The organism is Pedobacter sp. Leaf170 (assembly GCF_920984665.1).
Classification (GTDB): domain Bacteria; phylum Bacteroidota; class Bacteroidia; order Sphingobacteriales; family Sphingobacteriaceae; genus Pedobacter.
This window is the reverse complement of sequence record NZ_CAKLBP010000006.1, coordinates 154,293-180,752: the sequence shown is the minus strand read 5'-3', so window position 1 is coordinate 180,752 and position 26,460 is coordinate 154,293. Positions and strand designations below refer to the sequence as shown.

The window sequence follows — 26,460 nt, the reverse complement described above, 5'->3', positions numbered from 1 at the left end:
CCTAAAGATTTTAGTATTGGCGGGACAGGACTTGAGCCAAGAACCACAGGTTTTGCGCTTCAAAATTAAATTTTTTAAAATACTGTCATTCTGAGGAACGAAGAATCCCTGCCTGCGGCAGGCAGGTGTTTCATCGGTTGCAGATGCTTCGTGCCTCAGCATAACAAATTATTCAAGGTTGCAAAGGGATTTCAACTTTATAGGGTTCGTTTCTGTAAAAGGATTTTATGAATTACAGTCGAATCAAAAAAAGAGCATCTGTTTCCAAATGCTCTTTTCTAATTTATTAATAAATTTTTATTTATAAACCACCTTTTCTGTTCGCTTTACTTTGAACAGGCCAAGTTGCTTGCTTTCCGGTACGTTCATTTACAGGTAAATCAGTTGATTTTTCTGTTGACGTTTTTTCCGCGTCTTCACAAGCCATATAAACCATAATTGCAGCCAATATAACGTTGCTTCTAATTTCATCAAAAACTAATTTATCGTAGCTATCGCGGTTGGTATGCCAGGTGTAAGTTCCATAATCCCAACTGGTAGAGCTTAAAGAATAACCTAAAGCGCCAGCAGCAACAAAAGATGCGAAATCAGAACCTCCGGCACCTGGCGTACCTGGAAAGCTGGTTTTAATCTGATTTTTAATGGTATCTGGAACTGCAGCTAACCAACGGGTAATGTAATCTTTAGATTTTGCAAAACCTTGTCCGCCAATATTAACCACACGACCTGTTCCATTATCCTGATTAAATAAGGCTTGTATGTTATTTACAATCTCAGGATGGTCTTCTACAAAAGCTCTTGACCCATTTAAACCTTGTTCTTCACTTCCCCAATGGCCCACTAAAATTGTGCGTTTTGGGTTAGGGTAAAATTTCTTTAAAATACGCAGGGCTTCCATCATCATAATAGTTCCCGAACCGTTATCTGTAGCACCACTCGCACCATCCCACGAATCGAAGTGAGCAGAAAGCATTACATATTCTTTAGGTTTTTGCTTGCCTTTAATTTCTGCTAATGTATTAAATGTTGGCACAACACCATGTTCTTTAGATTCTGACTCGATTTTTAGCATTGGTTTGTTGCCGCTTTTTGCCAAACGATAAACTAAACCATAATCTTCTATAGATAAATCTACTGTTGGAATTTTAGTTGTATTCGCACCAAAAATTTTATCAACGCCAAAACCTTGCGACCAGTTATTAATAATGATACCTGCTGCACCGTTATTTTCGATAGCTAAGGCTAAATTTTTAGCGGTTAAACCAGTTTTTGCAATGCCTGCTGCCCAAGCTCTTGCAGCATCAGCTTTCTCTTTTTTAAACTTTTCGAATAAATCCTTTGTGGCAAATTCTTCCCAGTTTTTTTCTGGTCGGCCAGAAAGTTGATTCATAGATATTAAAACCAATTTGCCTTTAACATTTGGTAACCACTGTTGAAAGGAAACAGAATCGGTAATCGCAGGTAAAATAATTGCTTCAGCATTAATTGCTTTGCCATTGGTTGATGGGCTCCAGGCCAATTGAGTACCTTCTAAAGTTCTTAAACGAGGACTAACCAAATCGATATACGTAACACCTCTTTCCCATCCACGCCATTCGCCCCATTTCTCGTTTTTAGCAGAAATGCCCCATTCGCCGTATTTTTTTACTGCCCAATCGTTGGCTTGTTTCATTTGTGGTGAACCTACTAAACGTGGTCCAACAACATCTAAAAGCTCATGAGCCAATTTCTCCAATTGCGAATTTTCATTTACCTCTTTTACGATATTATCAATTAACTTCTTGTCTTGTGAAAAAGTAAAAGATGATGTAAATAGGAGTAGGGATGGTAGTAGTAGTTTTTTATTCATAATAAGTTTAGTTGAAATGATAAGCTAAATTAAGGAATAAATACTTTGAGATATGATGTTAATGGAAATGTTGCAGATTAATCAAACCTTGCTGGTGAACCAAACATCTAATAATTTTAAACAGTAGAATTCAGAATCAAAATACTTGCAATCTATTTTTTCATATAGGAAAATATATAACTATGCTGGGTTTAATGTTTGTCTATTTTTGAGGCTTTAATGTTGCTTAACATCATTGTATTGCGATAACACATTGATAATTTTCCATGCACCATTTAACTTTACAAGGTGCATATAGTCAATCCATTCGTCTGCAAGAAGTTTGAGAGATGCAGTTCGTTCAGAAACATCTAATAATTTTATTTCTTTTTTAGGCTTTGCTGGAAATTTATCTCCTTTAACATTGTAGCTCTCAGCAAGTAATATCATCGATTCAGTAGAAGTTTCCCTAACGTAATCCTTATTGGTTGCTTTATCTTTCCAAAAAGTTCGCTTAACCATTCGTGGATGCAGAGCACGTTCCATTCTTGATGGATTTGGCTGATGCTGAGATTCAATGTAATCTAATGCAGCTTGTTTAATTGATAAGGTATCTTGTTTAGTTTGCGAGGATGCAATTTTACTCATGATAAGAAGAAAGGCACAGGTAACGAAGTATTTCATTGTTTGGTTAGTTTGTTGCTTAAAGATATAAAATTTATAAAGCTTATAGTTGTATGCTGTTTGTTGTGAAATCTATAAAGCAAAAAAGCAGGGCTTAAATAACCGAAGTTACTTAAGTCCTGCTTTTCAAATATCAATTAGCAATTGAACAATTAAAACAATTGAGCAATTATTAAAACTTAGTTATTCATCATTTTGATAAATGAAGCAAGTTTAGCTTTCATTGCTCTTCTATCTACAATAAAATCAAGGAAACCATGTTCTAAAACAAATTCGGAGGTTTGGAAGCCTTTTGGTAAATCTTTTTTAATGGTTTCTTTAATTACACGAGGACCGGCGAAGCCGATTAACGCACCTGGTTCAGCAATATTGATGTCGCCAAGCATTGCGTAAGATGCGGTAACGCCACCAGTTGTTGGATCGGTAAGTAAAGAGATGTATGGGATTTTAGCCTGACTTAATAACGCCAGTTTGGCTGATGTTTTTGCCATTTGCATTAGTGAAAATGCGGCTTCCATCATACGTGCTCCGCCAGATTTTGAAATCATTAAAAACGGAATTTTATGTTTTATAGAATAATCGATAGAACGGGCAATTTTTTCGCCTACAACCGAACCCATAGAACCGCCAATGAAAGCAAAATCCATACAGGCAATAACAATTTCTTCGCCTTCAATTTTACCAACACCTGCTCTGATAGCATCTTTTAAGCCGGTTTTAGCCTGGCTTTCTTTGATTCGCTCTGTATAAGGTTTGTTATCATTAAAGTTTAGCGGGTCGCCAGAAGTTAAATTTGCAAAAAGCTCTTTAAAATCATTGTTATCAAATAAAACTTCGAAATATTCTTTTGAACCTACTCTCAGATGGTAATCACAATAATGACAAACATATTTGTTTTCTTGTAATTCTGTCTGGTGCAACGGTTTTTTACAATTCGGACATTTATTCCACACGCCATCCGGTGCCTCTTTCTTCTCTTCAGTTGTGGTAATAATACCTTTATTTTCTCTTTTAAACCAGGCCATATAATTTTTTAAAGAATTGGATTGCAAAGAAACGAAAAATATAATTAACATGAGGAATAACCAATAAGCAAATTGAAATTACCAAATTTCAATTACTTACAACTCAATAATCATATTGCAATAACCAAATTTCAATTACCAAAAACTCAATTATCAAATTGCAATAACCAAATCTTAAAAATCATAATCACCTGTTGCGCTATGTTTTTGATAATTGATTCTTGAAATTTGAGATTTATAATATCCTGCTGCTTTAGGTTTTTGATAATTGATTCTTGAAATTTGAGATTTATAATATCCTGCTGCTTTAGGTTTTTGATAATTGATTCTTGAAATTTGAAATTTATAATATCCTGCTGCTTTAGGTTTTTGATAATTGATTCTTGAAATTTGAGATTTATAATACCCTGTTGCTCTAGGTTTTTGAAAATTGATTCTTGAACATTGTAATTTATAAATAGTGTGTGTTTCTTACACTAAGGATAATGTGCTTTCTACACTAAATGCCCTCTATTTGGTTGTAAGGCAAATAATTCTGTTGTTACAAAAGCTTGGAATGTAAATTTTTTTTATAACTTCGAACAAATAAAAATTAACAAGAGATGAGTTTAAAAGGCTACAAAGGCGTAATTTACGGAGATGCCGTTCAAGAATTATTTGAGCAGGCTAAAAAACACCAGTTTGCTTTACCAGCAGTTAACGTAACCGGTACAAACACGGTTAATGCGGTATTGGAAACTGCAAAGGCAGTAAATTCGCCAGTTATGATTCAACTATCTAATGGTGGTGCACAGTTTTATGCTGGTAAATCTTTAGATAATGAGAAATTGCAAGCATGTATTTTAGGTGCTGTATCGGCAGCTAAACATGTACATTTATTGGCAGAGCATTATGGTGTTGCTGTAGTTTTACATACAGACCACGCCGCTAAAAAATTATTGCCATGGATTGATGGCCTTTTAGACCACGGTGAAAAATTCTTTGCTGAAACCGGAAAACCTCTGTTTTCATCACACATGTTAGATTTATCTGAAGAATCTATCGAAGAAAACATGGAAATTTCTTCAAAATATTTTGCTCGCATGGCAAAAATGAATATGACTATAGAAATTGAACTAGGTGTAACCGGTGGTGAGGAAGATGGTGTAGATAACAGCGATGTAGATAGTTCAAAATTATATACTCAACCAAGTGAAGTTGCCTATGCTTACGATGAATTAAGCAAAATTTCTCCTCGTTTTACGGTTGCTGCAGCTTTTGGTAATGTTCATGGTGTTTACAAACCTGGTAATGTTAAATTGCAGCCGGTAATTTTGAAAAATTCTCAGGATTTTATCAAAGAAAAATATAGCTTAACCGCTGAAAAACCTATCAACTTTGTTTTTCATGGTGGTTCAGGTTCTTCTCAGGAAGAAATCAGAGAAGCAATTTCTTACGGTGCCATTAAAATGAATATTGATACTGACATGCAATGGGCATTTTGGGAAGGTATTTTAGGCTACTACAAGCAAAACGAAGCTTATCTTCAAGGCCAAATTGGCAATCCGGATGGAGATGATAAACCTAATAAAAAGTATTACGATCCACGTGTTTGGTTACGCAAAGCGGAAGAAGCTTTTGTTAAACGTTTAACTTTAGCTTTCGAAGATTTAAATTGCATCAACGCAAATGATAAACTTTAATAATTGAATGTTGTAAACTTGCAACATTTTAACCTTTAAGTTGAAAAACAAAAGCGCCACTGGTTTAAAAACCAATGGCGCTTTTGTTTGTTTTATGCTTATATTTAATCAAACCTTGATGTGATGGCAAAATCTAAGTCGAAACCAAAAAATAGTAATTTTTTTGAAAAATTTGCTAACGCTGCAACTAAGTTTACGGGAAGTTCTTTTGCATTTATTGCCGCCACAGCCATTGTAATTATTTGGGCAGTTACTGGGCCAATATTTCATTATTCTGAGACCTGGCAATTGGTTATAAATACCGGAACAACAATAATTACTTTTCTAATGGTTTTTCTAATCCAGAAAGCACAGAACAAAGATGGGAAAGCTATTCAATTGAAATTAAATGAACTAATTGCTGCTCAGCAAGGTGCAAGTAATCGTATGGTTGATATTGAAAATCTAAGTGAAAATGAATTAGACCAATTGCATAAATTTTATGTTACGATTGCAGAACTTGCCAAAAAAGAGGCCGATATTCACTGCTCACACTCAATTGATGTGGCAACAGCACTAAATGAATTAAAGGTTAAAACGAATAAACATTTTAAAAACGATAAATAATGAGTCTACTAGTTCAAAAAGTCAACCATCCCGAAGATTTAGATAAAGTATTTGCCATACGAAAAGTTGTATTTGTAGACGAACAGAATTGTCCGCCAGAACTGGAATGGGAGCATGAGGATGAGTCTGTTCATTTTTTAGCTTCGCATAATGGACAGCCTTGTGGGGCTTGCCGATGGCGTAAAACAGACCTGGGCTACAAATTGGAACGATTTGCGGTACTAAAGGAATTTAGAGGAATGGGAGTGGGTAGAGCTTTGATTGCAGAGGCTTTATCAGATTTGCCTGATGATGCTCATTATATTTACTTGAATTCGCAATTAGATGCGATGAGTTTATATGCCAAGTTTGGTTTTTCTGCTGTAGGGGAGCAATTTGAAGAAGCTGGTATTCAGCATTTTAAAATGGTAAAGAAGGTTTAGGCTTTTTGCAACGGAAACACGGAAGTCACGGAAATTTTATTTTTTTTAATGATTGTTATCCATAGGGTTGTCTAATTTTGAACTTTCCGTCATTGCGAGGTACGAGGCAATCTAATCATTAGAGATTGCTTTCCCGATTAATCGGAACAACTTAAACCTCGCAATGACGCTTGTGTAAAGCTAAATTATTACCCAAATATCCTACCAGATAAAATCATTGCCTCATTCCATTTATCCATATTAAGGCTGAGGTTTTCTCCCTTTGAATTCATGAAGCTAATCAAATCCTCCGTAGCGATGTTTCCGGTTAAATCATCAGCCGCCATCGGGCAACCTCCAAAGCCTTTTAGAGCAGAATCTATTCTCTTAACGCCTGTTTTGTAGGCAGCTTCAATTTTGTCAAATCTATCTGAAGAGGTAGAATGTAAATGAATACCAATTTCTGTACGATTAAATCTTGATATCAGCTTTGGTAAAATATTTTCAATCTTTTCAGGTGTAGAAACTCCAACCGTATCAGCCAAAGAAAGAATTTTAACGCCTTTACCAACCAAAACATCCGCCCACTGTTCCACAATTTCATAATTCCATTCATCACCATAAGGATTTCCAAAACCCATGGAGAGATAAACCACAGCGGTTTTATTGCTTTTATCGCAAAGCGATAGCATATCTTCAACGGTGCTTAAGGATTGTGAAATGCTAGAGTTAGTGTTGCGTTGCTGAAATGTTTCTGAGATAGAAAAAGGGAAACCTAGATAATTTATCTGTTCATGCTCAACCGCGGCTTCTACACCTCTTAAATTAGCTACAATTGCTAAAAGTTTGGTTGAGGTATTACTTAAGTCTAAGTTTGCTAAAACTTCAGCAGTATCGGCCATTTGCGGTATGGCTTTCGGCGATACAAAACTTCCAAAATCTAATGTATCGAAACCAACCTGAAGCAACACATTCAAATATTCAGATTTTAATTCAGTAGAAACAAAATTATGCAATCCTTGCATGGCATCACGAGGACATTCGACTAATTTATACTGATTTTGGCTCATAGTATTTTGGTTTGAACGCAAAATGCGCAAAGTTTTTCTCAAAAGAGAAGAAGATAAATGATAGTGAAGTTTACAACCCGATTTTACAATAATGACTAATTGAAAAATGACCAATGACCAATGACCAATGACTAATGAACTTCTTTTACTTCTTCACGATAATCAATGCTACGGTCTTTAGCAAATGTTCTGATAATTAAACGGGTGCCTCTATCGTAGCTAAAATAACTCCAAACCCAGTTTACAAATACTATAATTTTGTTTCTGAAACCAACCAATGTCATTAAGTGCACAAACATCCAGGTAAACCAGGCAAAAACACCTTGAAAACGAATTTTGCCTATATCTACAACAGCTTTATTTCTACCTACGGTAGCCATTGAGCCTTTATCGAAATATTTGAACTTTTCTAGTGGCTTTTTTTCTATAATATTGATTAAATTTTTAGCCAACTGATGTCCTTGTTGAATAGCAGCAGGCGCCACTCCCGGATGTCCGTTAGGAGTTTCTTCATCTATAATTGCTGCAACATCACCAATGGCATAAATATTAGGATAGCCTACAATTAAACTTTGCGTATCCGTTTTTAAGCGTCCGCCTCGAACAATTTCGGCTTTATCTAATCCGGCAAGCACCTGTCCTTTTACACCTGCGCTCCAAATTACTGTTGAGCTTAAAATAGGGGATTTGTCTTGTAAAGAAAGTGTATGTCCATCGTAACCTAAAACGCGGGTTTCGTTCATCACCTGAACGCCCATTTTTAGCAAAAACTCTTTAGATTTTTGTTGAGCCTGCGGCGACATTGGCCCTAATAATTCTGGTGAATTTTCAATCAGAAAAATATTAACCTTACTTAAATCCATTTCCGGATAATCGTTAGGAATAACGTGCTTTTTAAGTTCAGCAATTGCTCCGGCAGTTTCTACACCTGTTGGTCCGCCACCAACAACCACGAAATTTAGTAAGGCGCTTTTTTTGGTTAAATCCGTTTCTATTAATGATTTCTCGAAATTTTGCAGAATTAAACTTCTTAAATCCAATGCTTCAGGAATGGATTTCATTGGCATTGAATTTTGCTCAATTTCTTTATTGCCAAAAAAATTACTTGTAGAACCAGTGGCAATGACTAAATAATCGTAACCGATATTGCCAATATCTGTATGTAAACAATTTTCGGCTGCGTTAACTTCGGTAACTTTAGTTACCCTGAAAATTAGATTTTTTTGTCCTTTAAATATTTTACGAAGTGGAAAAGCAATAGAATCTGCCTCCAAGCCGCCAGTAGCAACCTGGTAAAGTAATGGTTGAAAGGTATGGTAGTTGTGTTTATCTAACATCACTACTTGAAAAGGTTTGTTTTTTAATCGTTTAGCCAGCTCAATTCCGCCGAAACCACCGCCAACTATAACTACTCTTGGGTACTCGCTTTTTGGAAGTTGTAAATCCATTTTTCTATTGCTTTATCTGTTGCGAATGTAACAAAAAGATAGCCAAAAGGTTTAGAAATTGAATTTTCAGCAATTATTGAAAGTAATATAACTTTAATATGACCTTGGGTTTTCTTTAAGTTTTAACCAATGAATTTAGTTTAATAAACCTGATGGCAATGGAAATACTTTTGATTAAACCTTTAAGGTTTTTGAAACCTTATAGGTTTGAAAAAGATTGGAATGTACAGCAGGGCTGATGTAACCCATGTAACACTGCAATTGTTTTTCAAAAAATTAATACTATTGGTTAATTCAATTATCAATAGCAAAAAAAATGCCCCGATTAAAAATCGAGGCATTTGATATGTTTTGAAGATTTAGAGAATCTTATTTTCTTTTTTCTGCAGAGCTACCCAAATCGATTACGATAGGCGTAGAGATACATAAAGATGAGTACGTACCAATGATACGACCGATTAACAATGCGAAGATGAATCCGCGGATGCTATCGCCACCGAAAATAAAGATTACCAATAACACGAAAAATACAGTTAACGAGGTTAAAATTGTACGGCTTAAGGTACTGTTTAACGCGAAGTTGATTAACTGATTACGCTCTTCACCATGTAAATCTTCTTTACCTGATTCCTTTAAGCGCTCACGAATACGGTCGAACACAACAACAGTTTCCGTCATAGTGTAACCCATAACCGTTAAAATTGCTGCGATAAAATCTTGTCCAATTTCTAATGAGAATGGTAAAAGACCATCTAAAATTGTATAAAAAGATAATACCATTAAAACATCGTGTGCTAATGCAAGTACTGCACCTAAACCATATTGCCATTTTTTGAAACGTACAACGATGTAGATAAACATGAAGATACATGAAATTAAAACTGCGTAGAAAGCGCCGTTAACTATATCGCTGGCGATAATTGGCGTAACTTTTTGCGAGCTTACAATTTCGTATTTAGAACCTGCCAAACCTTTGTTTAAAGCATCTTCTACAACTTTATCCGTTTTAGGATCTTGATCTTCGATGTGGAAAGTAGTGGTAATTTTTACCTGGCTATCTTCTCCTGCAGTTTTAACCTCTGGTGTTTCGTTACCGAAAACAGGTGCTAAAGTGCTTTTCAAATCTTCAGTGTTAACTGTTTTATCAAAGTGAACCAAATAAGTTCTACCACCTTTAAAATCTACACCTAAGTTTAAACCGCCATGTTTAAAATACATACCAATACCTGCCAGAATAATAATTGACGAGATGATATAGTAAATTTTACGGCGACCAACGAAGTTGAATGCTAAATTTTTGAATGCATTACGAGTAAAGTTATTATCAAAGCTGATTTCCATCTTACGATCTAACATCGCATCGAAAACTACTCTTGAAATTGCTACAGCTGCAAATAATGAAGAAAGGATACCGATACACAATGTAGTTGCGAAACCTTGAACCGGACCGCTACCGAAAGCATAAAGGATAGCACCTAAGATAAATACAGTAATGTTTGCATCTAAAATTGATGGCATTGCATGTTTAAAACCTTCTTTAATTGCTGTTGGGATGTTTTTGCCTAGAGCAAGTTCTTCACGTACACGTTCAAAAATAAGGATATTCGCATCAACTGATAAACCGATGGTTAAAACGATACCGGCAATACCAGGCAATGTTAATACAGCACCTAATGATACTAAAATACCAATGATGAAGAATAAGTTGATTAACAACGCAAAGTTTGCAACCCAACCAGCACGGTGATAATATAACGCCATGAAGATTAAGATTACGATAAACGCAATTACGAAAGAGATTAAACCATCGTGAATAGCCTGTGCACCTAAAGTTGGGCCAACAATAAAGCTACCTGCAATACGGGCAGGAGCAGGAAGTTTACCAGCTTTTAAGATGTTCGATAAATCTTTTGTATCTTCTTGTGTAAAGTTACCAGAGATTGATGAAACACCATTTGGAATTTCGTTTTGAACCGTTGGAGCAGAATAAACCTGATTATCTAATACAATTGCAATAGATTTTTTATTCTGAGCATCAGCAGAAGCCTCAGCAGTAATTTTTTTCCATTTCGCAGCACCTTCGCTGGTCATGTACATGGTTACTTCTGGCTTGCCTTTTTGGTCAAAATCGTTACGTGAATCACTAACTGCTTCACCACCTAAATCCGGTTTACCATCAGCACTTGTAACTTTAATTGCATAAAGTTCGAAAACTTTAGAGCCTTCCATCGGCTTAACGCTCCACATAAACTTCATCGAAGAAGGAATAGAAGCGGCAACCTCTGATAATCTGAAATATGAATTTACTTTAGCCGTATCTTTTTGTGCAACCCAACCAACAATTGGTCCGGGGCGTAAAGATTGCTGACCATTTTCTGCCTGATAAGTAGGAATACTTAAAACTGAGAATAATGGGTTAGATTTTGCAATTTCTGCTTTAGCAGCTGTTGAATCTTTTTTAGCTAAGCCAGCTAATTTACCACCTTTAGCGGTATCTGCAGCTTTTTCTAAGCCTGCTAATTTGCTACCTGCCGCAGGTGCTGCAGTAGTATCGTTAACAACCGGAGCTGTTTCTTTTAAAGTAGAAGCTAAAGTTTTGTTAATGTTTTCAAGCAAAGAAACAACTTCCTGAACCTGGTAAACTTGCCAAAACTGTAATTCAGCAGAACCTTGTAATAATTTATAAACACGTTCTTTATCCTGAATACCCGGCATTTCAATTAAAATGCGGTTTGTTCCAGGTTGTTTTTGCATGTTCGGACTAACAACACCGAAACCATCAATACGTGAACGTAAAATTGTAAATGAACGGTCAATTGCGCTTTCAGCTTCTTTTGATAAAAAAGATTGAACTTCAGAATTTGAAGCATTTGGCTTTAACTGAGAAGCATTGTCCTGATTTGAGAAATAATCTGCAAGTTTAACACCAGGGCTTAATTTTTCAAACTCGTTAACAAAAAGTTTGATGTAATCTTTACCACCTGCGTTTAATTGGGTTTGCGCATTTTGTAATGCCTGGTTAAAATTAGCATCAGTTGTGTTATCTGCTAATGATTTAACTAATTCCGCTAACGATATCTCCATCGTAACGTTCATACCACCTTTTAAATCCAGACCTAAATTAATCTCTTTCGATTTAACATCCTGATAAGTAAAGCCCAATAAAGGGTAAACTTTTTCAGTACTCATCGAATCTAAATAAGCCTTTTCTTTGGCCGAATCACCTTTCGCATAGTTTTTGGCGTCTTTCTCTACACTAGATGCTACCAGTGTAAAAGAAAGGGCATACGCACAAACGATAGCTAAAACTATCGCTATAAACTTAATAAAACCTTTTCCTTGCATTGTTTGTTTAAAATAATTTGTCTTTCGCTGTTTTTTAACAAGTCGGCAAATCTAATTAAATTTTTAAATTATAGAACCCCTTAATTGATAATTTATTAAGATTAATTTCTAACATGGATTTATCGCAATGCAATCGTTACGTTAAACAGGTTTTTGCCGAAAATTTTGATTGATAAATTTATTTGGAAAGCAATTGCAGTAGTTTTTGGCTTTGGTTCGGCCCCGCTATCGTTCCAATCTTTTTTAACTTCTGTCATTCCGAGGAACGAGGAATCTCTTTCATCGGTTGCAGATGCTTCGTGCCTCAGCATGACAGCTTATTGACAATAGTGCAACAAAAAAGTATTTCCACTCTATCAGGTTTAGGTGGCGCAGTTGGTATGCTTATACAGATTTCGTCATTGCGAGGCACGAAGCAATCTCTTTCAATAAGATTGCTTCGTGCCTCGCAATGACGATTGTCGATTATTTCTTCCTTTTTAAAACCTCAAAAGTATAATCGTATTTGTTCTTTTCATCAGCTTTATGAGGGTCAGAACTTACCGTTTCCCATTCATTTCTATTTATTTCAGGAAAAAAGGTATCAGCATCAAAATTATGATGTATGGTAGTTAAATAGAGTGTATCGGTTTTTGGCAAAGCCTGACGATAAATCTCCGCACCACCAACAATGAACACTGGTTTTTCTTCAGTTTGAGTTATTGCTAAAGCTTCATCTAAACTATTTACAACTTCTACGCCATCAATATTTAATGAAGCATCTCTGGTAATTACAATATTTCTGCGGTTTGGTAAAGGTTTACCAACAGAATCAAAAGTTTTGCGACCCATAATAACAGTATGACCGGATGTAGTTTGTTTAAAAAACTTTAAATCGGCAGGCATGTGCCATAAAAGTTGATTGTTTTTGCCGATGGCAAAGTTTTCGCCTACAGCAACGGCAATGGAAAGGGTTTTTGGTTCAATTGTCATTGGTTCACTGGTTTAAATTGGGTAAGAAATTTTAAGATAGAGTGCTAACTTAAAATGAGATTGCTTCGTCGTTCCTCCTCGCAATGACGACAATCGGGGCGTCATTGCGAACTGAAGCGTGGGTATGCGAGATGGAGTGAAGCAATCTATTTATGTGTGCCTTAATTTCCGTATTGCTTTTCACTCTCCCTTTAGGGGGATGGGGGGGTTAAACCGCCACAACACCCTTAATATGTGGATGCGCTTCGTAATTCTCTAATGTAAAATCTTCAAACTTAAAGTCGAAGATGCTTTTCACATCAGGATTAATTTTCATTGTTGGCATTGGTTTTGGCTCACGACTTAGTTGCAAATTCGCTTGCTCAATGTGGTTATTGTATAAATGTGCATCGCCTAAAGTGTGTACAAAATCTCCGGCTTCTAAACCGCAAACCTGCGCAACCATCATCGTTAACAATGCGTAAGAAGCAATATTAAAAGGCACACCAAGAAAAATATCAGCACTGCGTTGATATAGTTGGCAACTCAGTTTGCCATCGGCTACATAAAACTGAAAAAATGCATGACAGGGCGGCAAAGCCATATTTTCGATTTCCGCCACATTCCATGCAGATACTATAATTCTACGCGAATCTGGGTTGTTTTTTATCGTGTTGATGATGTTTGTAATCTGGTCGATGTGTTTTCCATCTGGTGTTGGCCAGCTTCTCCACTGCGAACCATAAACCGGACCGAGGTTTCCATCTTCATCTGCCCATTCATCCCAAATTCTAACGCCGTTATCTTTAAGGTATTTAATGTTTGTATCGCCGGTTAAAAACCAGATTAATTCATGAATAATAGATTTTAAATGCAATTTCTTTGTGGTAACCATCGGAAAACCTTCCTGCAAATTAAAACGCATTTGGTAGCCAAAAACGCTAATGGTTCCAGTTCCTGTACGGTCGTGTTTTTGTGCGCCGGTATCCAGCACATGCTGCATTAAATCTAAATATTGTTTCATATATCCCTAATCCCGATTAATCGGAACTTCCAAAATCTTAAATAAATAAATAATCAGCTACAAATATCGAAAATTTATGATTTGTTGATGCGCATTTTTATGCACACTTAATACTTACTAACATTGAAATGATATTAGGCGTAACGGTTTTTTTTGAAACTTAAATAGTTGCATAAATTTGCTTCATAGCCCTGGGTGCAGCGATTACCCCGCAGCGAGGAGGCACGACGAAGCGAAGCCTGCCTACCAGGCAGGCAGGCGTAAAAGCGAAACACAGGAACAAACTTAAATAGGGTTACAGGTTTTGCGCTTCAAATTCGGTTTAAGATTTGTAAAGAAACATAAATCACTAAAAACACTTTTGTATGTTTGCGCTATGTAGAGGCGGTAGAAAGAAAACCTTGATACCCGATACTAACTATATAATATAAAATGCTGTCCTTTCCAAACGCAAAAATAAATTTAGGCTTAAATATTACCGAAAAACGTTCGGATGGTTACCATAATCTGGAAACGGTTTTTTATCCAATCCAAATTAAAGATGCGGTGGAGATTGTTGATGCCGATATAACTACCTGTAAAATTCATGGAATTGATATACCTGGAGATGCAAACAACAATTTATGTATGCAGGCTTATAATTTGATTAAGGCCGATTACGCTATACCTGCGCAGCAAATAAATTTAATGAAAAATATTCCGGTAGGTGCAGGCTTGGGTGGTGGCTCGGCAGATTGTGCTTTCGTTATCAAATTAATTAATGAGAAGTTTGATTTGAAATTGAGCAACAATCAAATGGAAAGTTATGCCCGAAAACTTGGGGCAGATTGTGCCTTTTTTATTCAGAATAAACCTGTTTATGCATTTAATAAAGGCGATGAATTTGAAAAATGTGAAATAGATTTGTCAGCCTGGTTTAAAGTTTTGGTAAAACCGCCTGTACACGTAAGCACAGCCGATGCTTATGCGTTAGTAAAACCTCAAAAGCCTTTGCAAAGCCTAAAAGAAATCATACATTTGCCTTTAACAACATGGAAGAGTAAGGTTATCAACGATTTCGAGTCATCGGTATTCGCGAAATATCCACAAATTCATCAAATAAAAACCAGTTTATACGATGCAGGCGCAACATTCGCTTTAATGAGTGGCAGCGGTTCGTCGGTTTTTGCAATTTTTAACCAACCCGTTAAACTGCCCGAACTGGAAAAAGACAATTTAGTTTATTATAATATTTAACAAAGGTAAAAGGTTCTAAGGTTTATGAATTAATGTCCTTATTACTAGATGCTTAACCAAGGTAAAAGGTTGCAAGGTGTATGGCATAAGGTCTTATTACTAGATACTTAATAAAGGTAAAAGGTTGTAAGGTGTATGACTTAAGGTTCTTATTACTAGATATTTAACAAAGGTAAAAGGCTGTAGGGTTTATGGCATAATGTCTTATTACTAGATACTTAAAAAAGGTAAAAGGCTGTAAGGTTTATGGCTTAACACTTTATACTCAACGCTTGAAACTAACATGAACGTCTTACGCTCCCTCCCTTCTGGGGAGGGTTGGGGTGGGGCTTTGATAATAACAATATGACTATAAATCTCATCCGCAAAAGCGGGAAATTTAATTTCGAGGCAGAAAATGAAAGCGGTTTTACTGTAGAATTGGATGCTAAGGCTGCAATAGGTGGCGAGGGTAAAGGTTTTAGGCCAATGGAAATGCTTCTTGTTGGACTTGGCGGCTGTAGTGGTATTGACATGGTAAATGTGTTAACCAAGCAAAAGGAACCTTTAGCCGATATTAAAATTGCCATTAATGCAACACGAAAAGATGAAGAAATACCGCCGATTTTTGATGTTATTAACATTCACTTTGAACTATTTGGTGATTTAAGCTCCCCAAAAGTAGAACGGGCGCTAGCTATGACATTTGATAAGTATTGCTCGGTATCAAATATTTTAGGCCGCTCTGCAACAATTAACTTTACATATAAAATAAATAGTAGTAAGTAGCAAGTATCGAGTAGCAAGACAAGTTCTTGACACTCGGCAGCTAATCTTGATACTTGATACTCAAATCTTGATACTAAAAAATGAAATCCCAGAATTTTGAAACCATAGCAATACGCACTCAAACAGAACGCAGTTCACACAAAGAGCATTCTGCGCCAATTTACTTAACATCGAGTTATAAATTTGATGATGCAGAAGAAATGCGTGCTTTATTTGCCAACGAGAAAGAAGGCAATGTTTACAGCCGCTATTCAAATCCAAATACATCAGAATTTATTGAGAAAATGTGTTTGCTTGAAGGCGCCGAAGATGGATTTGCAACTGCAACCGGAATGGCTGCTATTTTTACAACGTTCGGTGCATTTTTAAAAGCTGGCGACCATATTGTTTCCAGTCGCTCGGTTTTTGGATCTACCCACCAATTATTAACTAATGTTTTTTCTAAATGGGGTGTTACTTTCGATTATGCAGATTTAGATAAACCACAAGACTGGGAAGGTTTGATTAAACCAAATACGAAAATGATATTTGTAGAAACGCCTTCAAATCCAGGTATTGATATTATTGATTTGGCATTTCTGGGCGATTTAGCCAAAAAATACAATCAGCTTTTAGTGGTAGATAATTGCTTCGCCACACCATATTTGCAGCAGCCAATTAAGCTTGGCGCACATATTTCTATCCATTCGGCTACTAAATATATTGATGGACAAGGGCGTGTTTTAGGCGGCATTATTTTAGGTGCTAAAGAGTTAATAGCCGAAGTTATTGGTTTTGCCCGCCACAGTGGTCCGGCTTTATCACCATTTAACGCATGGATTTTATCAAAAAGTTTAGAAACGCTGGCTGTTCGTATGGATCGCCATTGTGAAAATGCACTGAAAGTAGCCGAATATTTAGAGAAACATCCAAAAATTAAATTGGTTAAATATCCTTTCCTGCCATCGCATCCGCAGTATGAAATTGCTAAAAAGCAAATGAAACAAGGAGGTGGTATTGTTACCATCGTTGTTGATGGTGGCGTAGAAGGCGCCCGTAAATTTATGGACGGACTAAAAATGTTCTCTATTTCGGCTAACCTTGCAGATACACGCTCAATTGCAACGCATCCGGCTACGAGTACACACAGTAAGCTAAGCGAAGAGGAGCGCAATATTGTTGGTATCGAGCAGGGTTCTATCCGTTTATCAATCGGTTTAGAGCATATAAACGATATTTTGGCTGATATTGAGCAAGCACTATCGTAATTACGATTTTAGATTTACAGATTACGTTTTTTGAAAAGCAATAACAGTGGGGCATTGGTTACGATAGCCCCGCCTTTCGTTTCAAGTCCCGAAGAAAAATCGGGAGCTTTCCACTACAATCTGGTTTATTTAACTCAGTTAGTTGCTAAAAACTCAAACTCGCCTTTTTGAACAATAAGAAGTCCAATTCTTCTTAGCTATAACATTAATAGCCACAATCTTTCAATCCTAACATCCGATAATCCTGATATTACTTACCCTACATCAATGCGCAGGTTTAAAACCTGCAGTAAATTTGTATCATAAACAAGAAAGGAAATTTATGTCACAGTTTATTTTGCACAAAGAAAACACCAGAGGCCATGCAAACCATGGTTGGTTAAATGCTCATCATTCATTCAGCTTTGCTAATTATTACAACCCTGAAAGAATGCACTTTGGCGTTTTGCGGGTTTTAAATGATGACTTGATTGATGGTGGAATGGGTTTTGGAGCACATCCGCATGATAATATGGAAATTATTACGATTCCATTAGCCGGAGCCATTGCGCACAAAGATAGCATGGGTAACTCGGCGGTAATAAAAAGTGGAGAAATTCAGGTAATGAGCGCCGGTACAGGCGTAAGTCATAGCGAATTTAATGCTTTGGAAGACAAAAAACTAAGTTTATTGCAAATTTGGTTATTCCCTAACAAAAAAAATGTAACACCACGTTACGACCAATTGGCTTTAGATGTAGATGCCCGTCAGAATAATTTCCAGCAAATTTTGTCGCCAAATCAAGATGATGAAGGCGTTTGGATTCATCAGGATGCCTGGTTTTCTTTAGGTAAATTTGATAAAGGCTTTGAAACGGAATATAAAATTAAAAAAGCCGGCAATGGTGTTTACGCTTTCGTAATTAGCGGAGAAGTTACCATTAACGGACAAACTTTAAGCAAGAGAGATGGTTTAGGTATTTGGGATACCGATAGTATTAGTTTTAAGGCAAATACTGAAGGTGCAGAAGTTTTGTTGATGGATGTACCGATGGAATTAAGTTAAGATAATAATTATTTTTACCAAACCTCATAGGTTTTAAAACCTATGAGGTTTACAGTTTTGGAAATATGCAAACAACAATACTTTACATTGGCAGAGATACAGAAATTACGGTTGTAATGAACCGTTTGCTTAATGCCCGACCAGAATGGAAAGGCATTTGCGTTTGTACTGATGAAGAAGCAATCTCGATTTTAAAAGCGCAGGAGGTAGATTTGGTTCTTTTAGGTAATGGAATAAGTCTGAAATGCGAAAAGGCGCTTAGAGCGAATATAATTGCTTTAAAACCTGATGTAAAAATTATTCAGCATTATGGTGGCGGAAGCGGTTTGCTTTACGGAGAAATTATGACGGCTTTAGCATAGTTTGATTATTTCGCTAAGCTAACTTCAATAGTTATAAATTGCCTTGCCCAATAAACGGGATTGAAGCGATATCCTTTTTGGCCGCTGTTGGCCAACTTACGAAGGTCGACAAAGCATAACTGCATTAAACTTCGTAAGTTTCATTAAGGGCCAAAAAGATTTAGCGCAAAGCCCGGACAACATTAAATCGAAGTAAAGGCTTTGCTTTTCAAAATATAAATTAAGAAATATAATCCCTGTCTTCGTCGGTTAACTCTTTCTTATTTAAAACCGGCTTGTTTTTTTCTATTTCGGCATCATAGCTGCTTATTGTTTTACGAGGGCGACCAACAATAAAGCCGATGATAAAGCCAATGAGCACACAAACGCCGATTACCAGCAGTTTGGATACTAAAACATCGTTTACAACAATGAAATTAAATAGAACTTCATCGCTATTTAGAAATAAAAATGCTGTTAGAAGTGCCGTTAGTACGATTATAAAAATGGTTTTTCCGCTCATGGTTTTAAAAGCTGTAATTAAATGAAAACTCTAATATCGGGTTTTGGTTGTAAATTTTGTTAACGAAAACTAATCTTGCGCCAACATCTACAACAGGTTGATACCGCAAAAGGTTTAATTTACTATTTATTTCTACGCCGTAAGTTTTTGGTTCGGTAATTCTGGTATTAATACCTATGTTTTCGTAATGGCAAAACAAACCCGCTCTAAAATTTCTAACATAGGCAATAGAGCTTAATTCCCAATCGGGAAAGGCGAATGGAAAGCGATAATTGAAAAGCATTGTGTTTTGCAATTTATTTCTTGCTAAAATGTTGTTGTAGCCATATACAGTTGCAATTTCTGTAGCGTACTGATTTACACCACTTGCTTTTTGATAATTGAAACTTGCCAAAAATGAATGATTTTTTGCAAAACCAGGGAAGTAAAGAAAACTTTCTAAAGCTAAAATCTCGCCGCCAAGGTTTTTATCAAAAGGTTGATGATTGTATGTTGCCCTAAATATTTGTGCCCATCGCGGTGCAATATCTCTTTCGGTTGTATTTACGCTGTGGTTAAAAGTTAAATTATATTCCATAGGGAATTTTACCTGGCGAATAAAACTAGCAGGCATGTTTTCTGCTAAATAACGCTGCGTAAAAGAAGTTGCCGTGTTGAGCGTAAAAGCATACGTACTATTGCGAGCGTTAAACGAAATGGGTACTGATGCATTAAGTTTGTAATAATGTTCTCTCCAATCTCCCTGCTGGATATTGTTTTTAGTTTGATAGAACGTTCTTCTTGGTCTGTTGCGGTATTGTAAGCTTAAAATTGGGTAAAGTGCTTTATAGCTAATATCTGCTGTGTATTCAAATCGCTTTAAATCCCGGTGGTATTTTGCACCTGTGTAAAAGTTCACGGTGTTTAATAAATTGTTGGATTGAAGTTCCAAACCGAATACATATTCGTTATCTATAACCGGAATGATGCTGTGGAAACTGAACAGGTTTAAGCCCTGATGAAAAGGTTTAGATTGATATGCGCTATCTGGAATATTTTTAAAAACATTGCCAACGTTTTCCTGCTTTTCGGCTGCGGCAGAAAAATCAATAAAAATATCTTTTCCTACAGGTTTCTCTGTTTTAGTTTGCTCGGAAATTTCATATCCATTAATTTTATAATCGTTAAAAATAATTTTTCCATCTTCTGTTTCTGATGCATTAAAGGCACCATATTTTGAATTGCTGAGGGCGGTAATTTTTTTCGAAAGGATATCGATACTGTAAATGTTATCGATGCCATTAAAGTGCGCATTAAATGCAATGTTTTTACCAATAAAAATTGGCCGGCTAAGTTGCTGCCTGCTGTTAAAAATTAAACGGGTTTTTTTATTGCCCTCTATCAACCATAAACTTTTTCCATTTTCGCTTACGCTGATGTATGTGATTCGATTTCCGCTTTTATCAAAAGCCGGAGTTTGCAGAATTTCATTTTCTGGATTTGGATAGGTTTTTAAAATGGCGCCATTTGAAGCATCAATTTCTATAAGATTGAATTGGTTGTTAAGTTCAACTTTTGCGGCGATAATTTTTGTTCCATCATTGGACAGGCTAGGGGAAAAGATACGACTTTGGCTACTTAGTTTTTTAAATTTTTTAGTTTTAAAATTATACGAACAAATTACGCTGTAGTTTCTCTGTTTATAGCGTGGGTCGTAGCGGATTTCATCCCATACTAAAACATCATTATTGTAACTAAACCACGGCTGCTCCTGGTAGCCAATTCCAAATAATCTTTGCTCAGTTTTATCATCATTTACAAGAACAAAATACCGGGCATCTTGCTTACTTTCTTTCAATGCTAAAATTTGATTTTTGTTGATGCGAACAGGTAAAAAATAGTTTGTTACAAGCGATGCTTTTTTGTTTAAACTTGGATAATTTTCTGCTTGGATTTTATCTGCCTGTGCTTTCCAGTTTTCTGCGATTTTATTTTGAGTAGAAAGGAAATAATTTTTTGTGTTTTTGCCCGTAATTTTTTTCAAGCTCTGAGCAAATGGATAGAATCTTAGTGGTCTTTTTTTAATGTCTGATAGCAGGCTGTCTGAAATAAATTTTCCATATCTTTCTTTCATATCAGCTACCATTAAATATCCCGTTTGGTAGTAGCCAGGTGTGGCATCTTTATTCGAGCCAAAATAAGCTTTACTATAAGAAAATTTTTTTCCTTCTAAAAGTGAGGTTCTAAAAGGCATGATCCATCTTGGCTGTCTTCCCCTGCCAGATTGGGTTATGGCAGTCTCATTAACTACCGCATCTCCTTCAAAAAACCATATCGGTAAAGCTGCCCCGAAATAAGCAAAGTAAACCAACTCCGGAAAAGGATGTTTTTGGTTTCCTGTCAATTTGTCAAATTGTGCAGCGTGTCGAAGTTCATGAACAGCAAGGTTATTTAACCAATCCTGACTATCGAAATATTGTGGTGGTGTAGCATAAAATTCAGACTTCTTTGGAGCAAGCTGAACAAAGCCATTTGCGATGGTTCCTCTATTCTGTAACAGCAGTGGGATGGAGGTCTTTTGTTGCCTTAAGCTAAATCCAACTTTAGTATATATAAAGGGTAGGGTATTAGCCATTCTTTGGGCTTCATTTTCTAATTCTTTAGGATAGATGATTTTGAAACCTTTAGCCTGGATGTAGTTCCATTTTACACTAAGTGGGTTTTGGGCACTGCTAAATATTTGCCCAAAAACGGGTATTGAAACAGAACTTAATGTAATTAAAGATAAGTATCTGATAATTAATTTTTTAAAGTATATATCGTAAATCATTTATATGTATTGCTAAAATATTTAGTATTAATCAAAATTTGACATACTATCTTATTAAAATTAAAATTTATATATATTATTATAAGTGTTTGATTTTTATTGATTTATAATATTATAAAAAATAAAAAATGTAGGTTGTAATAGCGCTCTTTTTAATTGTTGTAAAGCTTTTTCGATGGCTTTAGTCGGATAAATATTTTGATAATTTTCAATGCTTAAATTTACACTTATTAATCCGAATTCTTGGGAGATTTTTTACAACAATCAGCTTTTAGATTACCAAAGCTTCAACATCAATCGATTATTTTTTGTGCATTTTATTAGAATTTTTTGCAAGATTAACTTAGGATTTTCAATATATTTCGTGCAATTTTTTTCATCACGTATGCTGCATTTTAGATTTATGTTTTACACTGGTTTTATGAACAATTTTTCGGTTTTAATTTTCAATAGATTACCGCTTTATATCTACAACAAGTTTTTGCTACGATATGTTTTTTCAGCCATTTATTAGTAATCTTAAAAAATAGAGATGCTGACTAAATGTCTGCTTTTTAAATTGTGTAAGCATTTGTCAAACTAAACTAGATATTGGGTTTTTGTCTAAAAGGAGCAAAAATTTCATTCAAATAATTCAGCTCGTTTTTAACACTAAAATTAAATTTCCGTGTTTGTTAGGTCGTTATTTTGAATATAAATCTTCTGTTTTATCTCTGAAATTTTATGTTTGCTGTATGTTTTTTTCATGATTTTGTTCAGTTTTTGGTATGAAATTAGGCATCATAATCCGTTTTCCTGCTCATATTTGCTTGCGGGTGATGTGAATCTCCATAATTTAGAATTTTTTAAAAATGCATATAAATAACTGATTTTAAGTTGCTTAACTAATTACCTGTATTGTATTTTTGCTTTAAGAATTTTATACAGATTATACCTGAATTAAGCTGAAAACGGCTAAAAACCAGAGGTTAAAGGATAGCTTTTGAACAATATTATCAGTCATTTTTGACTGCTTTTACCAGAGAAAGTTATAAAGAAATGTAGTGAATATCCCCTCTATTTTCGCTGCTTTTTAACTTGCATCAGGTAATGATAAATCGAAATTCTAAAATGCAGAGCTGGCTTATTTTTATAAAAATCTCGACAGAAAATTACCGCAATCAGTAATAAAAATTTGTGAAAAAAATACTTATTAAATCATCTGGATTTAACGATGATTTTTTCTGTTCTTGTAGATTGGATATAGGAAGATAGAAGCTAAAATGATGACTGCCCCGAAGTAAAAACCAGTACTCATTTGTTCTTTATTTTGAAAGAAAATATAAGCCAAAATAATCCCGTAAACCGGTTCTAAATTGGTAACTAATGCAACACGAAATGCCGATAATGTTCTCATTACAGATACGCCTGCAACGTAAGCAACCGAGGTGCAAAATGTGCCTAAAATTGTTAAATAAAACCAGTCTTTTCCACTTAAATTAAATGGCATTGAGGTGAAAGAACCATCATAAAAACGGTAAATGGTAATCCAGAATAGGCCACCAATTAATTCGTAAAATCCAATGATTGCGGGCTCGCTTTTTTGAACAAGTGTAGAATTTATGGTAGAAAATAAACTCGATGCAACTGCTGCCATTAATCCGAAAATAATACCTAAAGTGTACTGGCTTTCGAATTTAAATATCATATAAATACCGGCAATAATTAGTAAGCCAACTAAAATATCGCCGCCATAAATGGGTTGTTTTTTAATTAAAGGTTCTAAAATTGCTGTAAATAATGTAAAGGACGATAAGAAAACCAGCGTTACAGAAACTGTAGAAACCTTAATTGCATGGAAGAAAAATATCCAATGAATGGCTACAATTCCGCCTGTTAAAAAGAATTGAATGAATTGTTTTTTGGTTACTTTGATGCTTTTTTTGGTTATTAAAAACCATACAAAAAGTGTTGATGTTGCAATCAAAACCCGGTACCAAACCATTGGTACTGCATCAATAGAAATTACCTTGCCAAGCACACCTGTAAAACCCCAAACAAACACTGTTGCATGAAGAATAAGTAGATTTTTTTTATTTGCTTCCATGCTATTTCGGCGCACGTTTCAACAGAAAAAATCCTAACAATCCAAATACTATTGTTGGCGATAATACCGCAATAAATGGTGGTAAACCACCTTTAGTAGAAAACATTTGTGTAAACTGATTAAACACAATATATGCGAAGCTAAAGAAGATACCAATACCTAAAGATACACCTACACCGCCACGCACTTTTCTAGAAGACAAAGCCACTCCAATGAGCGTTAAAACAAAGGCCGATAGGGGATGCAGATAGCGTTTATACTGCTCAAATTTTAGGTCGTTCATAATTCCCGTTCCACGGATTTTTTCTTTTCTGATTTTCTCAGAAAGTTCGGTAGTGGATAGGTTTTGAACCACGTTATCATAAGCAGAAAAGTCATCCGGACGCATATCTAAAATAGTGTCTTTAAGCTTTCCACTTCCGTAAATCATACTTTCCTTCAATCCATTTATATTACGGATTGTGTAATTGCTCAACTGCCATTTTCGCTTGGTTGAATCCCATTTTATGTTTTCTGCAATAATCTTTTTGGTTAGCACATCGCCATCAAAATTATCAAGAGAAAAGCGATAACCATAATTGGTTTTATTATCGAAACTCTGTATATAGATATACGTTTTGTTATCCAATTTCATGTGGATATTCGCTTTTGTTGATGGGTCGTTGCGCTTTACATAAGTATTTTCGAAACTATTTTTTAAAGTATTGGTATAGGGAAGTATGTATAAATTCGATAATAAATTTGCTGAGAAAATTACACTAGCAGAAATAAAATATGGCCATAAGAACCTGTTGAAACTCACTCCGCCGCTCAAAATTGGTACAATTTCGGTTTGGTCGGCCATTTTTGCGGTAAAGAAAATAACGGCAATAAAGTTAATTAAAGGCGAAAGCATATTAATGTAAAACGGAATAGAGCCTGCGTAGTATTTAGTTAAAACACCCCAAAAACTTAATCCACTTTTCAAAAAATCATCCAGTTTTTCCGATAAATCGAAAACAACAATTATAACCACAAAAATGGCAAGTGTATAAACAAACGTGCCTAAATATTTGCCGATTATAAAGCGGTCGATAATTTTTATATTTCCCTTTATTAAGTTCATTTTATAATTTATTGCCCAATACTTTAACCATTTGGTTTTTCCAGTCGTAAAATTCGCAGCTAATAATCTTCTCTCTTGCAGTTTGAACTAGCCAAAGGTAAAAATGAAGATTATGCAATGTTGCAATCTGGGCACCAAGCATTTCATTGCTATGCACCAAATGACGTAAATATGCTTTACTGGTAACTAAATCTACATGTAAATCGCTATCAGACTCAATTGGCGAGAAATCGTTTTCCCACTTTTTATTTCTGATATTAATAATACCGTTTTTGGTAAAAAGCATTCCATTTCTGGCGTTTCTGGTCGGCATAACACAATCAAACATATCTACACCTAAGGCAATATTTTCAAGTATGTTAATTGGAGTACCAACACCCATTAAATAACGTGGTTTATCAGCAGGTAATATGTCGCAAACTACTTCAGTCATTGCATACATCTCATCAGCAGGTTCTCCAACCGATAAACCTCCGATTGCATTACCCTCACGGTTCATACTTGCAATAAATTCTGCAGATTTAATTCTCAAATCTTTGTATACAGAGCCTTGCACAATTGGAAACAATGTTTGGTCGAAGCCGTATTTTGGTTCGGTGTTATCAAAATGTGTGCAGCAACGTTTTAACCAACGGTGCGTCATTTTTACGGATTCGGCAGCATAAGTGTAATCACATGGATATGGCGTACACTCATCAAAAGCCATAATAATATCAGCACCAATAGTACGCTGAATATCCATTGCATATTCTGGCGTAAAAAGATGTTTAGAGCCATCAATGTGAGAGTGGAACGTAACGCCTTCTTCTTTAATCTTTCTAACTTTACTTAAAGAATATACCTGATAACCACCACTATCGGTTAAAATCGGTCTATCCCATCCAATAAATTTATGTAATCCGCCGGCGGCCTCTAAAATGTCAAGTCCTGGTCTTAGATATAGATGATATGTATTACTTAAAATTATTTGTGCATTTATATCGTTTTCTAGCTCACGCTGATGTACGGCTTTAACTGTACCTGCGGTGCCAACAGGCATAAAAATTGGAGTTTGTATTTCGCCATGTGCTGTAGTTACAGTTCCGGCTCTGGCTTTAGATAATGGGTCGTTAGCCTTTAAAGTAAATTTCATATAGGATGCAAAAGTAACAAATTTGCCTTATCTATATATACAGTAAATCAGTTTAATGGACAAACACATGGCTCTAAATTTCACTTACTAATTCTTTTCATTAA

General features: G+C 35.5%; 22 protein-coding genes. 8 read left to right on the top strand and 14 right to left on the bottom strand.

What is annotated here, in order from left to right:
* Window positions 1-301 precede the first annotated feature (301 nt).
* The 3 genes from LUA90_RS15010 to accD all read right to left on the bottom strand — a co-directional run bounded on the left by LUA90_RS15010 (window position 302) and on the right by accD (window position 3,537).
* On the bottom strand, window positions 302-1,849 hold the full coding sequence (locus tag LUA90_RS15010; RefSeq protein ID WP_231491484.1) for a M20/M25/M40 family metallo-hydrolase: 1,548 nt from the start codon (window positions 1,847-1,849) through the stop codon (window positions 302-304).
* Between the two features lie 216 nt (window positions 1,850-2,065).
* Window positions 2,066-2,512 carry a nuclear transport factor 2 family protein gene (locus tag LUA90_RS15005; protein ID WP_231491482.1) on the bottom strand — a complete coding sequence of 149 codons (447 nt, stop codon included), beginning with the start codon at window positions 2,510-2,512 and terminating at the stop codon, window positions 2,066-2,068.
* Window positions 2,513-2,691: 179 nt separating this feature from the next.
* Window positions 2,692-3,537, bottom strand: a complete 846-nt coding sequence (gene accD, locus LUA90_RS15000) for an acetyl-CoA carboxylase, carboxyltransferase subunit beta (protein WP_231465227.1) — start codon at window positions 3,535-3,537, stop codon at window positions 2,692-2,694.
* 602 nt (window positions 3,538-4,139) lie between these two features.
* On the opposite strand from accD, the gene fbaA reads away from it, so the two are divergent.
* The 3 genes from fbaA to LUA90_RS14985 all read left to right on the top strand — a co-directional run bounded on the left by fbaA (window position 4,140) and on the right by LUA90_RS14985 (window position 6,247).
* On the top strand, window positions 4,140-5,219 hold the full coding sequence (gene fbaA, locus LUA90_RS14995; protein WP_231491480.1) for a class II fructose-bisphosphate aldolase: 1,080 nt from the start codon (window positions 4,140-4,142) through the stop codon (window positions 5,217-5,219).
* Window positions 5,220-5,342: 123 nt separating this feature from the next.
* A complete protein-coding gene (locus LUA90_RS14990; protein WP_231491479.1) occupies window positions 5,343-5,825 on the top strand; it encodes a low affinity iron permease family protein in 483 nt (160 codons plus the stop codon).
* Window positions 5,825-6,247 carry a GNAT family N-acetyltransferase gene (locus tag LUA90_RS14985; RefSeq protein WP_231465221.1) on the top strand — a complete coding sequence of 141 codons (423 nt, stop codon included), beginning with the start codon at window positions 5,825-5,827 and terminating at the stop codon, window positions 6,245-6,247. The genes LUA90_RS14990 and LUA90_RS14985 overlap by 1 nt, the downstream gene beginning before the upstream one ends.
* Window positions 6,248-6,435: 188 nt before the next feature.
* Here the strand turns inward: LUA90_RS14985 and LUA90_RS14980 are convergent, their stop codons facing one another.
* The 6 genes from LUA90_RS14980 to LUA90_RS14955 form a co-directional block, all read right to left on the bottom strand.
* Window positions 6,436-7,296, bottom strand: coding sequence for a hydroxymethylglutaryl-CoA lyase (locus tag LUA90_RS14980; RefSeq protein WP_231491477.1), 861 nt, complete (start codon window positions 7,294-7,296; stop codon window positions 6,436-6,438).
* Window positions 7,297-7,427: 131 nt separating this feature from the next.
* A complete protein-coding gene (locus LUA90_RS14975; RefSeq protein WP_231491476.1) occupies window positions 7,428-8,744 on the bottom strand; it encodes an NAD(P)/FAD-dependent oxidoreductase in 1,317 nt (438 codons plus the stop codon).
* Between the two features lie 369 nt (window positions 8,745-9,113).
* Window positions 9,114-12,089, bottom strand: a complete 2,976-nt coding sequence (gene secDF, locus LUA90_RS14970) for a protein translocase subunit SecDF (protein WP_231491474.1) — start codon at window positions 12,087-12,089, stop codon at window positions 9,114-9,116.
* 119 nt (window positions 12,090-12,208) lie between these two features.
* Window positions 12,209-12,400, bottom strand: coding sequence for a hypothetical protein (locus LUA90_RS14965; protein ID WP_231491472.1), 192 nt, complete (start codon window positions 12,398-12,400; stop codon window positions 12,209-12,211).
* 154 nt (window positions 12,401-12,554) lie between these two features.
* Window positions 12,555-13,061 carry a dihydrofolate reductase gene (locus LUA90_RS14960; protein ID WP_231491470.1) on the bottom strand — a complete coding sequence of 169 codons (507 nt, stop codon included), beginning with the start codon at window positions 13,059-13,061 and terminating at the stop codon, window positions 12,555-12,557.
* 208 nt (window positions 13,062-13,269) lie between these two features.
* Window positions 13,270-14,064 (bottom strand): thymidylate synthase, encoded by a 795-nt coding sequence (locus LUA90_RS14955; RefSeq protein WP_231491469.1) that lies wholly within the window; start codon window positions 14,062-14,064, stop codon window positions 13,270-13,272.
* Between the two features lie 432 nt (window positions 14,065-14,496).
* Here LUA90_RS14955 and ispE point away from each other — a divergent pair, with 432 nt between their 5' ends.
* From ispE to LUA90_RS14930, 5 genes are all read left to right on the top strand, one after another.
* Window positions 14,497-15,300: a 4-(cytidine 5'-diphospho)-2-C-methyl-D-erythritol kinase gene (ispE, locus tag LUA90_RS14950; protein ID WP_231491467.1), complete on the top strand. Its 804-nt coding sequence runs from the start codon at window positions 14,497-14,499 to the stop codon at window positions 15,298-15,300.
* 345 nt (window positions 15,301-15,645) lie between these two features.
* Window positions 15,646-16,068, top strand: coding sequence for an OsmC family protein (locus LUA90_RS14945; protein ID WP_231491465.1), 423 nt, complete (start codon window positions 15,646-15,648; stop codon window positions 16,066-16,068).
* Between the two features lie 80 nt (window positions 16,069-16,148).
* Window positions 16,149-17,315 carry a PLP-dependent aspartate aminotransferase family protein gene (locus LUA90_RS14940; RefSeq protein ID WP_231491464.1) on the top strand — a complete coding sequence of 389 codons (1,167 nt, stop codon included), beginning with the start codon at window positions 16,149-16,151 and terminating at the stop codon, window positions 17,313-17,315.
* A 322-nt stretch (window positions 17,316-17,637) separates the two neighbouring features.
* Window positions 17,638-18,360 carry a pirin family protein gene (locus LUA90_RS14935; protein ID WP_231491463.1) on the top strand — a complete coding sequence of 241 codons (723 nt, stop codon included), beginning with the start codon at window positions 17,638-17,640 and terminating at the stop codon, window positions 18,358-18,360.
* Between the two features lie 65 nt (window positions 18,361-18,425).
* The gene (locus LUA90_RS14930) at window positions 18,426-18,722 is read left to right on the top strand and encodes a hypothetical protein (RefSeq protein WP_231491462.1); all 297 of its coding nucleotides are present in this window, start codon (window positions 18,426-18,428) and stop codon (window positions 18,720-18,722) included.
* Window positions 18,723-18,942: 220 nt separating this feature from the next.
* On the opposite strand, the gene LUA90_RS14925 is transcribed toward LUA90_RS14930, so the two are convergent.
* From LUA90_RS14925 to tgt, 5 genes are all read right to left on the bottom strand, one after another.
* Window positions 18,943-19,224 (bottom strand): hypothetical protein, encoded by a 282-nt coding sequence (locus tag LUA90_RS14925; protein ID WP_231491461.1) that lies wholly within the window; start codon window positions 19,222-19,224, stop codon window positions 18,943-18,945.
* A 4-nt stretch (window positions 19,225-19,228) separates the two neighbouring features.
* A complete protein-coding gene (locus LUA90_RS14920) occupies window positions 19,229-22,033 on the bottom strand; it encodes a hypothetical protein (protein WP_231491460.1) in 2,805 nt (934 codons plus the stop codon).
* A gap of 1,207 nt (window positions 22,034-23,240) precedes the next feature.
* Window positions 23,241-24,119 carry a DMT family transporter gene (locus LUA90_RS14915; protein WP_231491459.1) on the bottom strand — a complete coding sequence of 293 codons (879 nt, stop codon included), beginning with the start codon at window positions 24,117-24,119 and terminating at the stop codon, window positions 23,241-23,243.
* A gap of 1 nt (window position 24,120) precedes the next feature.
* Window positions 24,121-25,224 (bottom strand): LptF/LptG family permease, encoded by a 1,104-nt coding sequence (locus tag LUA90_RS14910; RefSeq protein ID WP_231465190.1) that lies wholly within the window; start codon window positions 25,222-25,224, stop codon window positions 24,121-24,123.
* Window position 25,225: 1 nt separating this feature from the next.
* Complete coding sequence (gene tgt, locus LUA90_RS14905; protein WP_231491458.1) at window positions 25,226-26,356, bottom strand: tRNA guanosine(34) transglycosylase Tgt; 1,131 nt, start codon at window positions 26,354-26,356, stop codon at window positions 25,226-25,228.
* Window positions 26,357-26,460 lie beyond the last annotated feature (104 nt).

Bases quoted from the DNA above. Each gene is read 5' to 3' on its own strand.
- LUA90_RS15010 (WP_231491484.1), bottom strand. From the start codon at position 1,849: ATGAATAAAAAACTACTACTACCATCCCTACTCCTATTTACATCATCT.
- LUA90_RS15005 (WP_231491482.1), bottom strand. From the start codon at position 2,512: ATGAAATACTTCGTTACCTGTGCCTTTCTTCTTATCATGAGTAAAATT.
- accD (WP_231465227.1), bottom strand. From the start codon at position 3,537: ATGGCCTGGTTTAAAAGAGAAAATAAAGGTATTATTACCACAACTGAA.
- fbaA (WP_231491480.1), top strand. From the start codon at position 4,140: ATGAGTTTAAAAGGCTACAAAGGCGTAATTTACGGAGATGCCGTTCAA.
- LUA90_RS14990 (WP_231491479.1), top strand. From the start codon at position 5,343: ATGGCAAAATCTAAGTCGAAACCAAAAAATAGTAATTTTTTTGAAAAA.
- LUA90_RS14985 (WP_231465221.1), top strand. From the start codon at position 5,825: ATGAGTCTACTAGTTCAAAAAGTCAACCATCCCGAAGATTTAGATAAA.
- LUA90_RS14980 (WP_231491477.1), bottom strand. From the start codon at position 7,296: ATGAGCCAAAATCAGTATAAATTAGTCGAATGTCCTCGTGATGCCATG.
- LUA90_RS14975 (WP_231491476.1), bottom strand. From the start codon at position 8,744: ATGGATTTACAACTTCCAAAAAGCGAGTACCCAAGAGTAGTTATAGTT.
- secDF (WP_231491474.1), bottom strand. From the start codon at position 12,089: ATGCAAGGAAAAGGTTTTATTAAGTTTATAGCGATAGTTTTAGCTATC.
- LUA90_RS14965 (WP_231491472.1), bottom strand. From the start codon at position 12,400: ATGCTGAGGCACGAAGCATCTGCAACCGATGAAAGAGATTCCTCGTTC.
- LUA90_RS14960 (WP_231491470.1), bottom strand. From the start codon at position 13,061: ATGACAATTGAACCAAAAACCCTTTCCATTGCCGTTGCTGTAGGCGAA.
- LUA90_RS14955 (WP_231491469.1), bottom strand. From the start codon at position 14,064: ATGAAACAATATTTAGATTTAATGCAGCATGTGCTGGATACCGGCGCA.
- ispE (WP_231491467.1), top strand. From the start codon at position 14,497: ATGCTGTCCTTTCCAAACGCAAAAATAAATTTAGGCTTAAATATTACC.
- LUA90_RS14945 (WP_231491465.1), top strand. From the start codon at position 15,646: ATGACTATAAATCTCATCCGCAAAAGCGGGAAATTTAATTTCGAGGCA.
- LUA90_RS14940 (WP_231491464.1), top strand. From the start codon at position 16,149: ATGAAATCCCAGAATTTTGAAACCATAGCAATACGCACTCAAACAGAA.
- LUA90_RS14935 (WP_231491463.1), top strand. From the start codon at position 17,638: ATGTCACAGTTTATTTTGCACAAAGAAAACACCAGAGGCCATGCAAAC.
- LUA90_RS14930 (WP_231491462.1), top strand. From the start codon at position 18,426: ATGCAAACAACAATACTTTACATTGGCAGAGATACAGAAATTACGGTT.
- LUA90_RS14925 (WP_231491461.1), bottom strand. From the start codon at position 19,224: ATGAGCGGAAAAACCATTTTTATAATCGTACTAACGGCACTTCTAACA.
- LUA90_RS14920 (WP_231491460.1), bottom strand. From the start codon at position 22,033: ATGATTTACGATATATACTTTAAAAAATTAATTATCAGATACTTATCT.
- LUA90_RS14915 (WP_231491459.1), bottom strand. From the start codon at position 24,119: ATGGAAGCAAATAAAAAAAATCTACTTATTCTTCATGCAACAGTGTTT.
- LUA90_RS14910 (WP_231465190.1), bottom strand. From the start codon at position 25,224: ATGAACTTAATAAAGGGAAATATAAAAATTATCGACCGCTTTATAATC.
- tgt (WP_231491458.1), bottom strand. From the start codon at position 26,356: ATGAAATTTACTTTAAAGGCTAACGACCCATTATCTAAAGCCAGAGCC.